Annotated in this window: 7 protein-coding genes; 3 read left to right on the plus strand and 4 right to left on the minus strand. The window is 49.4% G+C overall.

What is annotated here, in order from left to right; translation table 11 throughout:
- Window positions 1–386: 386 nt before the first annotated feature.
- The 4 genes from Q1A48_RS19245 to Q1A48_RS19260 all read right to left on the minus strand — a co-directional run bounded on the left by Q1A48_RS19245 (window position 387) and on the right by Q1A48_RS19260 (window position 3,840).
- Entirely contained in the window at window positions 387–680 is a 294-nt protein-coding gene (locus Q1A48_RS19245) for a PAAR domain-containing protein (protein WP_299948173.1), read from the minus strand.
- Between the two features lie 3 nt (window positions 681–683).
- The gene (locus Q1A48_RS19250; RefSeq protein ID WP_299948175.1) at window positions 684–1,262 is read right to left on the minus strand and encodes a hypothetical protein; all 579 of its coding nucleotides are present in this window, start codon (window positions 1,260–1,262) and stop codon (window positions 684–686) included.
- A gap of 16 nt (window positions 1,263–1,278) precedes the next feature.
- Window positions 1,279–3,159 (minus strand): type VI secretion system tip protein TssI/VgrG, encoded by a 1,881-nt coding sequence (gene tssI / locus Q1A48_RS19255; protein ID WP_299948177.1) that lies wholly within the window; start codon window positions 3,157–3,159, stop codon window positions 1,279–1,281.
- Between the two features lie 192 nt (window positions 3,160–3,351).
- Entirely contained in the window at window positions 3,352–3,840 is a 489-nt protein-coding gene (locus Q1A48_RS19260; protein ID WP_299948179.1) for a type VI secretion system tube protein Hcp, read from the minus strand.
- Window positions 3,841–4,455: 615 nt separating this feature from the next.
- Here Q1A48_RS19260 and Q1A48_RS19265 point away from each other — a divergent pair.
- The 3 genes from Q1A48_RS19265 to Q1A48_RS19275 form a co-directional block, all read left to right on the plus strand.
- Entirely contained in the window at window positions 4,456–7,074 is a 2,619-nt protein-coding gene (locus tag Q1A48_RS19265; RefSeq protein ID WP_299948181.1) for a protein kinase, read from the plus strand.
- Between the two features lie 84 nt (window positions 7,075–7,158).
- Window positions 7,159–9,144 (plus strand): ShlB/FhaC/HecB family hemolysin secretion/activation protein, encoded by a 1,986-nt coding sequence (locus Q1A48_RS19270; RefSeq protein WP_299948183.1) that lies wholly within the window; start codon window positions 7,159–7,161, stop codon window positions 9,142–9,144.
- Between the two features lie 55 nt (window positions 9,145–9,199).
- The coding region (locus Q1A48_RS19275) for a filamentous hemagglutinin N-terminal domain-containing protein (RefSeq protein ID WP_299948184.1) at window positions 9,200–12,082 on the plus strand (2,883 nt) is incomplete at its 3' end.

Below are 12,082 nucleotides of genomic sequence, written 5' to 3' on the forward strand. Positions count from 1 at the left end.
AAAAAGCGAGAAGCCTACGGGCAACTGGCCGCTTTTTCTAGCTCCATTGAGATATGCACTTACAAGTTGAATCTAGGAATTATTTTTTGAAGTTGTTCTCATTTTTAATTTTATTGTAAGAGATTAAGTCAATTGTCGGAGTTCGTAGGTGTGATCCCAGACTGTTTTTAACTCTCTATTTTCAGTGGGTGGCTCTTTTATGCCTTCTTTGAACGTTCCCAGGCGCTTTGCTAAGGATGTGTAATAAAATTCTTCAGTCAGGCATTGTCAGTTAAATAACAATTGACGCGTGAAAATAATTGCCCTTTTATTTTTTGAAACGAGAGCTGCTCTAAGGTGTACCTGAATGTGATGGAGAAGACAGACAGGTGTAATTTTTAGTAGTGTCAGCCACCTATTAACACAGTGGGGTAGCCAACAACGATTTTGCCTCCATGTCCTGTAGTATCTCCCATCCGTGCAGCGGGTTTGCCTTGCAGCATGACGGTGGTACTGCCCATGGCAATCGTATCCGGTGGCCCCACACAGGTACAGATACTGCCGGCGGTTGCCGAAGGCATACCGCCGATGATCACGGTGGGGGCGCCGGGGCTAAGGATCGGTCCCCCGACATGAGGAACGGTACCTGTAACCATTGGACAAACGTGCATATCGGTGATACGTGAGGCGGGTTTGCCCATGCTTCAGTCCTTCACTCTGCCGTCGCCGCCACGAGCCAAATCCAGTCCCTGTTCAATATAGCGAACAAACCTTTTGCCGGGATCAACAGGGTCAGATAAAACGGCTGCCAACGTAACGCTGCCGGCTACGGCGTGTGCATACAGGTATTGCGGAGGCTCAATCGCTGGCTCCCCCACCGCTGCCAGGCTTCCGTGGCACCAGCAGGCGGCGGTTGCCGCCCAGCTTGCCGGTGTTTTGTGCCTGGTTTTTTCCCCAAGAACCTTGCACTTCAAGCGGGCTTCCTCGTTGGGTTTCTTTGCCCAGCTCTCCGCAGCGATCAGTGCATTGACATTATCCTCGTCGGTTGCCGGGCTTTGGATATCCCGAGCCGCGAGGCAAGCCCACCATACCGCTTCACGCTTGGGCAGGCCATGGGCGAGTAACTTTATCGCATCCGGATATAGGCCGGCATTTACCAATTGATGGATACTGACCTCTGGTGCCGTATCCGGCACCAGATATTCTTCAGCTTCCTCACTTACATCAAAGTTCTTGAGAAGCTCTGCCGCTGTAAGTGCTTGTACTTTGATCAAATCGGTCATTGAGTTTCGATTCCCGTCAGTTGATCATAGTGACGCCGCCTTTCAGGGTGAGCATGCCGCCCCCTTTTACCTCAGCGGAGGCATCCCCCTTACAGGAGAGCATGGTTCCCTTTATGGTGATGCCTGCCGGGGTCAGTTTAATACTGCTGCCCCCCACCTTTAATTCAATAGAAGCCTTTGAAGAAATCTTTATTGCACCCATGGCATCGGTTGTCTGAGATCCCTGGCTTATCTTCAGGGTATGATTTCCAGAGCCAATAGTGACAACCTGATTGCCTTTGTCTACATTCAGCTTCTGATCTCCCTTGGCAATAGTGACTACTTCGCTGCCATCGGTAACAGTAATACTACGATCCTGCTTTACTTCCAGAGCCTGCTTGTTTTCTATTTTTCCGGATTGGTCGTTGTGAATCACAAAGTTGTGATCCTTACCGGCTTCCATATAAATTTCTTCACTGCCACTCTTGTCATCAAATCTGAATTCATTGAAAGTACTGCCTTCATACTCCGTCTTCCAGCCACTTTGGGTGGCGGTGTAATTGGGGCCGGGATTATCGCCGTTGTAGACTGCGCCAGTGATCAAAGGGCGATCGGGATCGCCGTTAATATAATTGACGACAACCTCCTGGTTGACCCTGGGTACAAAGTTGGCCCCCCAGTTTTTACCAGCAAAGGACTGCATAACCCGTACCCAGCAGCTGTTCTGGCGAGAGTTCCAGGGGAACTTTACCTTGAGTTGGGTATAGGGGTCTTGAGAGCTATCGGAGGCTGTCGCTTTCACTTCCAATACATGTGCCACTTGGGGGGAGTGAATTTTCTTTGCACAGATATTGGGCGCCGGGCGCGGTAATACGGCCGCGGGTACACAGCTGAAGGTGTTGTGGAAGTGTGTTTCGTTGTCATTGCCGTCAGCGGCGGAGATATGTATGGCGGTAATCAGATATTTGCCCTTTTCGGTAGACAGAGGATGATCAAAAAGGAAACGCCCCCCAGCGCTAAAGCACGGACAGTCACTGCGTCCATGGCTCACATCGAATAGGGCTTCATCGGATTCCATGGCGCGCTCGGCCAGCGCCTTGTGGTAGTTGTCAGTAAACTTATGTTTATGCTCGCCATCGGCCTGAAAATGATTCAGACCATATAATCCACGCAGATAATTTGCAGCATCGTTGAGTTTGCTGGTTGTTTTTACCTGCTGCTTATTATCTTTTGTTGCGGTGAATTCGCTGTAGTCCTTAAGCTCAAAACCGCCACTATGGTAATTGAAGTTATGCCTCCAATTGCTGATGGTATTTTTGGTCGGATGGCTGCCTCCGCCAGCATACCCAATCTGTTCACTGTCACAATCGTAAAAATCCTGAGGATCATCGCATAAGATAAGTTCGTGCTGTCCGTCGGCGTGTTTAAAATAGTAGGAGATGCCCTCTTCTGCCATAAGACGATTGACAAACTCGAAATCGGTCTCATCGAATTGGACACAGTATTCACGGGTAATGTATTCAGCGCTTAACTTCAGCGTAAGCCGTATGACCCGGCTGTACTCACCGAGTACCTCTTCGAGAATTTGTTTGGCACTTTTTTTTTCAAAAATCCTGTTGGAGCTGCCGAGATTTGTGAACCATAACCCCGGTTGGATAATGGCGCTATAACAGCGTATGCCTTCGGAATTGACATCGTGTAGTGAAAACTGGGTGACGAAGCCATTAATATAGCGTGGTGTTTGAGAATGATGAATAGAGAGGGTGATAGGCTTGCCGACGATCTCGCCTTGCGCAATGGTATGATTGTCAGAAATAAGATGAACTTCGTAGTGAAAGAGTTTTGATATATGCTCTTCCCCTTGTAAATTTGTCACAACCAGCGCATCGGTGCCGACAGGGCTGTCGACTTTTATCATTCTTTTGTCTTGATTGAGTGTAGCCATGGGCAGCCCCAACTATCCCTACGGTGCCTTAGAGAATAGAAAATTTACCGTGGACCAGCAGGTCTTTAGGTGAGGGCTCATAAAACGCTCAGCTAAAGACCCGGAAAGCGGGCCTGCAGAGAATTCTGCAGGCCACCGCACAGTATTCGAAAGAAACCGAAGAGGTTAAAGCGGGGTAGCTGTGGTAAGATCGTATCCAACCCGCATGTTTTTCGGATTCTTGTTGGTCTTGTCGGCATGGTTGAGGTCAGCCTCAATTTTGGCAAAACTCAAGGATATCGACTCCTGCGGAGGGCCGCCCGCTGAGGCGCCAATGCTGTAAGAGGAAATCAGGACATTGTCCAACTTGTAAACAGCGTACTTTTCCACGGAGTTGGCGCCGGTTTGTACTACATGGATCTCCACGGGTACACCTTCATCACCGGTCACAGAGGCCTTAAACAAACCGCCTGAAGCGGCGTCGATACGCTTGGTAAGAGTCACTTCACTCAGGCTGGGGCGAGAAGCTTCACGGTTAGATGTGGCTCCAGCTTCCATAGTGATACCGCGGCCAACGCCAAAGTTGAAGCTGTCTACCTCGATCCAGTCTTCGTATCCTTGCGCGGTAACGTTTCCTTTGTGAGATTTGTCGTTGAAGTTCATGTAGATAGCCATGGGGAGTCCCTCTTTGTATTTGGCTGATGGTGTTGGTGGTTAATCCCTTACCTCTGCGATATGGCTTCTGTTGAACCAGCATCGCAGTGGCAACTGGGGGGATTTAAGCAGAGGGCGCAACAAAAAAAAACCTTATTTTTTTTTATTAAATCAACTCTGGCACCAATTATGTAAAATTACCCAATGTCTATCAGGATGACGCCTGCTGAGCGTATTCGACTCCGCCACCAATTATCGGGGTGAGGGTTTCCCCTGCCAAGGGGCTGGCTGTCGGATGGATAGCAGGGATAAGTTGCGGAAATTATAAAAGCCGAACATGGCTGCTGGTTGTGAGCAGGAATGTTTATTAAGTAAAAAAAATCGAACAATGACTTTTAATATGTAATGCTGCGTAATTGCTTGCAGCAACAGACAGGTGAACAATGGTTCTCGTGACTGTTGTGTGGACACGCCATGCGAAAGTCAATAGGAAAATATATTTGAATATTGCTTCATTGTTGCATATTGGCCAGTTCGCTATACTTTGCGCTTTATTTTTACCTTGCCCGAACAGCTTTTAGTTATTTACTGTGATGCCATTTGGAAGCGCAATAGTGTTTTTCCACGGAGACGGAATTGAACGATAAGACGCGTATTGTCCGACCGGGTAGCGCCGCGCCCGGTCGCGGGCAACCTGCTGATACGCTGGCAGGGGATAGTGATTCCACTGTCGTTGTTCAACAAGAGTTTACCGGGGCCAATGATCACCCGCCTGTACGAGGTGCAGAGCCTTTAACGCCCCCTGAGGCTTTGAAACCTGGAACTGACCCCACTGTTCTGAGCCCGACGCCAAAGCAGCACGCTGGCTTGCGGGAAAAAGCGACCCGAATGTCGGGGGGTGTGCCGGTAGATCTTGCAGAGACTTCCAATGCATCTGAACCCCTGCCTTCTGGTGCAATAACCAAGACTGTTATCAAGGGACGCTTCGAGCTGGACAAGCTGCTCGGTGTTGGCGGTATGGGGGCCGTGTATAAGGCCCTTGATCGTCGCAAATTGGAAGCCAGTGACAGCGAGCCCTATGTAGCCATCAAGTTGTTGAATGATGACTTTCAGCAGCACCCGGATGCTTTCATAGCCTTGCAGCGCGAAGCGCGAAAGTCCCAGACTCTGGCCCACCCCAATATCGTAACAGTCTATGATTTTGATCGCGATGGGGAACGTGTGTTTATGACCATGGAATACCTTGAGGGTGCTCCATTGGACAAGCTACTGCGCGAGCACGCTGACATTGGGCTTGGGCCTGAAAAGGCCCGCACAGTGTTTAGGGACGTTTCCCAGGCCCTGATCTATGCCCACTCCCACAAGATCGTCCATTCTGACTTTAAGCCAGGCAACATTTTCGTTACCAGCAAGAAAGGAGCGAAAGTATTCGACTTTGGTATTGCCCGGGCCGTATCCGAAGGGGGGCTGGCCGCTAAGAGTGGTGAAACTACCGTATTTGATGCCGGCAGCCTGGGCGCCCTGACCCCGGCCTATGCCAGTTTTGAGATGTTAAAGGGGGGTGAGCCAGCGCCCAGTGATGATGTTTTCGCATTGGGGTGTGTTGTCTATGAGCTGTTCTGCGGGCGTCACCCTTACAACAAGGTGCCGGCGGAAAAGGCTTTTGAACAAAAGCTGAGGCCCGGCCGTATCAAGGGCCTGAGCCGGCGGCAGTGGCGTGCTCTGCAGTCGGCTCTTGAACTCAGGCGAGAGGATCGCACAGATACTGTAGAGAAATTTGTTCAGGCCTTTTTTGTCAGTAATACCTGGAAATGGGTGCTCGGTGGCATTTTTGCAGTGATGCTGGTGGTTGCAGGAGTAGGCTACAACCATTTGCAACAACAAAATTCCGTTGAGCAGGCTAAAGTGAAGGCTGAGCTTGAGCGGAAGTTACAAGAGGAGCTTTTGCAAAGGCGTATCGCCGATAAGAAAGAGGCGATAGCAAGACTCATTGGCCTCAGCATTCTGACTCCGGCCTGGGAGAGGGATCTTCAACTGGAACTGAAAGAGTATTCCGAGCTGAATCCGGGGGATGAGGCTTTTCCGGATGCCACGCGACGCCAGGTATCTGAGCTGTTTTTGGCTGCAGCAACTGGCCAGTTGAATCTGGGTAACCTGGATCAGGCCGATGTAATGCTTAACGGCGCAGCCAACTGGTACGGAGTTTCAAGCCAAGCTGCCGTGATCCAGTCCCAGCTTGCCAGGGATAGAGAGAGCCTGAGAGCGCGTCTTGAGGCTGAACGATTGCAGGCCAAGCGTGAGGCTGAGCGTTTGCACCAGCAGGAGCTGCTCACTCAGCGAAGGCAGGAAGCGGCCAGGAAACAGGGGCAGATTGATGCTGTGCTCGATGATATGGAAGGTGCCCTGACCTGCGGCTTCGGTATGAATGTGGCCAGTGTGGGGACACAGTTGTCGCACCTGGCAAAGCTGGATAGCGTCAAGGCCCGACAGATACGTCCGGTGGTTGGTGCAGAATTGAGCAACTGCGCAACCCGCCTTGGTGCAGAGGACCCAGTGCGCACAGAGCCCCTGCTAGATCAGTTCAGGGCGCTGTTACCCGGCTATCAACCGCTCAGGGATTTCAAGCTGGACTTTTGCGGGCACCTGTCTCCAGGCAGTGGGGGCAGGGGGGATCGTTATAGTTGCCATGATCGCCTCGCCGATGGCAGTTTGGGACCCGCCATGGTGGTGGTTAAGGGTGCAGGTGGGAGGGCCCTGGCCGTCGGTAAATACGAAGTCAGCAACAGCGATCTTGAGCATTTCTGCCGTGTCACCGACCAGTGTGGGGTGCTGGACCTAAGAGCCGGAAATTTTCCGGCAACCAATCTGGCCATGGCAAATGTTGAAGCGTATCTCAACTGGTTAAGTGAGGAGACTGGCTACGCTTACCGGCTGCCCTCTGAGCAGGAGTGGTTTGCTGCAGCCAGCGCGAAAGGCCAGGCAGAAGCTGCCGATCGCAACTGCCATCTGAAATACGGTGGAATTGAAAAGGGTGCTGAGTTGGTGCCCGCTCAGGCAGGCTCCTCCAACGCATTTGGGCTGGTGAATGCTGTTGGCAATGTTCAGGAGTGGGCGCGCGCTACCGATGGCGAGCTGCTGGCGCTTGGTGGCAGTCGCAAAGATCCCATGAGCCGCTGCCTGACGACAACCAAGCGGCTTCACGGTGGCCAGGCAGATGCATTGACGGGTTTCCGGCTTGTCAGGGATGTGAATTAATCAGATTGGTATTGGCATTTTCCGGCAAACGGAAACAGTGCCGATCAAGTCGATGGTTCAAAAACAAATGCGCGGGGGGAGGATATGCCTGGACTTCAAAAAATCAAACTGGTGTTTTTTTTAAGTATCACTTTTGTGCTACCGCTAACGCCAAGTCAGGCTCAGGAAGAGAACTCCAGTTTTCGCAATCGTGTAAGGGATGCATTCGACCAGAATACACCTACGATAAACGAAGCGGATATCACAAAAGATTTTCTGCAGCGCACATATGAAGCAGAAGATCCAAATCTTAATACCCAGATTCCCGAGATTTCCCGGCGTAATGAAGGGCCAAGGATTACAGTAAGAAAGTTCCAGTTTCACAGGTTGGAGGATTATCCGGAGTTTGGCATTGATCGCGAAACCATTGAACAACTAGCAGAATCGTTGCGCATAAAATTCATGAAAGAGGATAAGCGCCTTGCCAGTGGTTTTACCTTAGAGGAGCTGGAAGAGCTTGCTATCTTGCTTGATGGTATGAAAGTCCAGCTTAATCCGGCAGGGCTTGACCCTGCAGAATTAAAAAAACTTGTCGGTGTTATTGAGAGGCAAAATAAAGATCGTGGACTCAGCTATGCGGATCTTGAAGAGATTGCAGCAGAACTCACCAATTTTTACCGGCGTCAAGGGCTTTTTCTGGCTCAAGTTCAAATTCCTGCGCAGGATGTGGAAAGCGGTGTGGTAACGCTCACTGTACAAGAGGGTTTACTGGGGCAGGTTGTTGCTGATGAAAACGATCAATACGCGCAGGAGAAATTGATTGATCCTTTTGAGTATCAGCGTGGAAAACTGGTGAATCACGCAGATATTGAGACAGGGCTATACTTACTGAATGATCTGCCTGCTCTTAATGTAACGGGCTATTTCAGTGCTGGAGAAAATCCCGGGGAGACCAAGCTTAATTTAAAAGTGCGCGATACCGATAACTGGAGAGCCTCTTTCAGGGTGGACAATCATGGTTCTCTTTATACTGGTGACCAGAGAGCATATGCAACCATAGACTGGCTCAACCCCGTGGGTATTGGTGATGCCCTGACAGTTGGTTATCTGAAATCCAATCTTGACTCAGATGATTCCCTGGGCTCGGAATTGGCGCAGTTGAAATACAGTTTCCCGCTGATTGGCCCCCGTACCAGAGTACAGCTATCTGCTGACTACAATGAATTCAATCTTTATAACGATGAAAATGAAGTCGATGTAATCAATCTATTGGAGATCAGTGGTCTCAACAGGAGTTATACCGTTTCAATTGATCATAAATTTAAGAGATCACGGGATTTCAATCTTACCGGTACCTTTGCGCTGTCTGACAAAGAATCCAATACCGATATTGGTGCAATTTCAAATCCAGGTATAAATTTAGGTTTCACAAACGATCACGTGTATGGCGGTGAGATTGGTTTCTATGTAGACAGCCTTTCGAGTGGATTTCTTTCAATGTTGAATATAGTGAATACCACGCTGCAATATGGCGAACATCAAAATGCAGTTGAGAAAGGAAGGGGAGATAGATTCACTAAGCTTTCTTTAAATGCCAGTTCATTGATCTTTTTACCAATGCCATTTTCTGATGATCATTCAAGGTTGATATTAAAAAGCCGGGCGCAATATAGCGACAGTAACTTGCCGGGATTCGAACAGTTGTCCTTAGGCGGAGCCAATGGTGTCCGGGCATTTTCTGTGAGAGATTTTTCCGCAGACCGGGGTGGCATTTTATCTGCTGAATGGTATATGAATTTCCCTGAAGTCATTGATTCGGAGATTTTTGGGCAGCGCCTAAATGACCTATTACAAGTGGCTCTTATTGCAGATATCGGGTATGGATATGTGAACAATTATGAGACCGGATTGAAGGATGATTGGGCCCGGTTCTCGGGAGCTGGCATGTTATTTAAATTTAACTGGAATGACAGGTTCTCCAGCAAGGTTTCTGTTGCGTGGCCACTGGATTCTGGCTCCTCTATATCTGATCTAACGGTTGGCGAAGACCAGCCAACGATCTATACCGATTTTTCTGTATTTTACAACTGACTTATAAGACCCATTTAAAGTTAAACAGATTTGGCGGATCTTCACAGGTGCCAGTATGAATACTAAAGTAAAAAAACTCGAATTAAAAAAAATAACTCGTGCAATTAAGCTGTCACGTCTGGTCTGTGCTGGAATTTTGGCTGGTCTGATAAGCCCACTGGTCCATGCTGGCCCTGAAGGCGGTGTTGTAACTGGTGGCAGTGGCGCTATTGATGTGGACGGCACTACAACGACTATTAATCAGGTTACAGATTTACTATCAATTGATTGGGATTCCTTCAATTTAAGCGAGGAAGAGTTAGTTAAATTTCTGCAGCCCAATGCTTCTTCTATTGTGCTTAATCGTATTCTTGATCAAAACCCAAGTACGATTCGTGGCACCCTTGAATCTAATGGGCATGTGATTCTGGTGAATCCTCGAGGTGTGTTATTTACAGAGAGTGCCACAGTGAATGTGGGTGCTCTTACTACATCCGGGCTTGATATGGCCCCTGAGGATTTTATAAATGGCGACTTTACTTTTAAAGGTGAAGGCAGCTCTGCAGGATATGTGATCAATAAAGGGTTCATTAATGCGGCCAGTGTGGTGCTTGTTGGTAAGCAGGTTACAAACACCTCTACAGGATTAATTCAAGCCGACCTGGTAAGTCTGGCAGCGGCCGATGAAGCTTTCCTTACCTTTGATACTGACGGTTTGATTGGACTGAAAGTAACCAAAGAGGTAATGGAAAACCAACTTGGGGTGGATAGTGCGGTGTTGAATGAGGGCACAATAAATGGTGCCCAGGTTCTGATGGAAGCCAGTGTCTCTGGGGGGCTGTTCACTGCTGCAGTTAATAATGAAGGGAGCATAAACGCCCGTGGAATTGACACCAGTGGGGGGAAGATTCGTTTATTCGGCTCCGGTTCCGGTGTTGTCAACAGCGGTAGTCTGGATGCATCCGGCACCATTGGTGGTGAGATAGTAATGGAGGGCAGTACTGCTGAGCACAGCGGTGTCATTACTGCTCAGGGCCATAATGGTAACGGCGGTCAGGTTATGGTGCTCGGTGATGAAGTCCTTGTTCGTGGTGTTATAGATGCGCGAGGGCTGGTCTCTGGAGGTAAAGTCCTGATCGGTGGTGATTATCAAGGGGACAATCCCAATATCCGCAATGCACAAACAGCCAGGCTAACTGCTGAGGCTGAAATTAATGTCAGTGGTAGAGGAAATGGAAATGGTGGTGAAGTTATTGTCTGGGCTGACAACACCACTTATGTTGCCGGCAGTATCCGCGCTGAGTCTGGTGAATCTGGCGGCAATGGGGGTTTTATAGAAACCTCCGGAAAGCAGTATCTCTACCTTGACGAAGACTCTTTATTTATTTCCACCGCAAGCTATGGTGGCGGAAATACTGGCGACTGGCTACTGGATCCAGGCTGGATGGAAATTGCTGACTCTTGTTCTGCAAATTGTATTTCAACATCGAGTATTAACACTTATTTAGAGACTACTAATATTGAAATAAGAGTAACTGATGAGGATACAGCCAAAGGGCCTGATGGGGACGTATCCCCCGGTTCGGGAGCAGATTTCTCCGAAGGTATTCTTGTCTCTGGTGCCCTGGTGTGGGATTCTGCCAATAGTCTTACTTTATCTTCTTTTAGCGGTATACAGATCTCTGAAACTGGGTCCATCTCTGCAGGCAATGGCGAGCTGGTTGCAAACTCAGGGGGATCGTTTGTTAACTTAGGCAGTATCAGTGTTGCCGATTTCTCCCTAACTGTAGGGATTAATCCATTTGATGCATCCCAGATTTCAGGCACAGATAATGTGCTGGGTAATATTCTTGTTTCCAATTCTGGCAATGTCACAGCGGGAAGTGGATTTGATAAATTTACGCTGGGGACGGATGCCGATACGGTTTCGGTGGATGATGATAATGCTTTTACCACCAATAATATTTCCTTTACCGGTATTGAGGCACTGGATCTCGGTGGCGGGGAGGATAGTGTTAGTGGTGCCGATGGTGCCGACTGGTTACTGACTGGCAATAATAAAGAGGCGCGCAATAGCGGTATCCTGTTCTCTGAGGTGGAAACCCTTACTGCTAGAAATGCCAACCTGCTGGGTACTGCCGACAGCGATACCTTTACCCTGGGTGCCGGCGGTGAGGTGGAAACCTATGAAATGCGCTTTACCGGCCTGTCTGCAGTGCAGGGCCGGGGTGGCAGCGACAGTCTTGATGCCCTTGCCTACATTGATGGCCTGACATTGACTGGCAGCGATAACCAGTTGCTAGCTGGCACCCTTGCATTCGATGGAATTTTCAGTGCAACTACAGCGCTTTTAACCGGCAGCAGTGGGGATGACCTGTTTACCATAACAGGCATAAATACCCTGAATACAGCGGGTATCGACTTTAGTGAGCTGGATACAGTCAATGCGGGTTTGGGCAGCGACAGCCTGGTGGGCTCAGATGGCGAGGACAGGTTCGAAATTACCGGCCTGAATGCGCTGATGGCCAATAATATTACCTTTAGCGGTATCAGCAGCGTTGATGCCCTTGGCGGTATCGACACGGTCAACGGAGCCGATGGTACCGAGTGGTTACTGACCGGCAACAATAAAGAAGCGCGCAACAGCGATATCCTGTTTTCCGATGTAGAAACCCTTACCGCCACCAATGCCACGCTGCTGGGTACTGCCGGCAGTGAAGCCTTTACTCTGGGTACCGACGGTGCAGTGGAAGTCTACGGGATGAGCTTCTCCAGCCTGTCTTTAGTGCAAGGCCAGGGAGGTAGCGACAGCCTGGTGGGCTCGGATGGCGCGGACAGGTTCGAAATTACCGACCTGAATGCGCTGATGGCCAATAATATTGCCTTTAGCGGTATCAGCAGCGTTGATGCCCTTGGCGGTATCGACACGGTCAACGGAGCCGATGGTACCGAGTGGTTA

It is taken from the genome of uncultured Microbulbifer sp., assembly GCF_947489355.1.
Taxonomy (GTDB): domain Bacteria; phylum Pseudomonadota; class Gammaproteobacteria; order Pseudomonadales; family Cellvibrionaceae; genus Microbulbifer.

Bases quoted from the DNA above. Each gene is read 5' to 3' on its own strand.
- Q1A48_RS19250 (WP_299948175.1), bottom strand. From the start codon at position 1,262: ATGACCGATTTGATCAAAGTACAAGCACTTACAGCGGCAGAGCTTCTC.
- Q1A48_RS19245 (WP_299948173.1), bottom strand. From the start codon at position 680: ATGGGCAAACCCGCCTCACGTATCACCGATATGCACGTTTGTCCAATG.
- tssI (WP_299948177.1), bottom strand. From the start codon at position 3,159: ATGATAAAAGTCGACAGCCCTGTCGGCACCGATGCGCTGGTTGTGACA.
- Q1A48_RS19270 (WP_299948183.1), top strand. From the start codon at position 7,159: ATGCCTGGACTTCAAAAAATCAAACTGGTGTTTTTTTTAAGTATCACT.
- Q1A48_RS19260 (WP_299948179.1), bottom strand. From the start codon at position 3,840: ATGGCTATCTACATGAACTTCAACGACAAATCTCACAAAGGAAACGTT.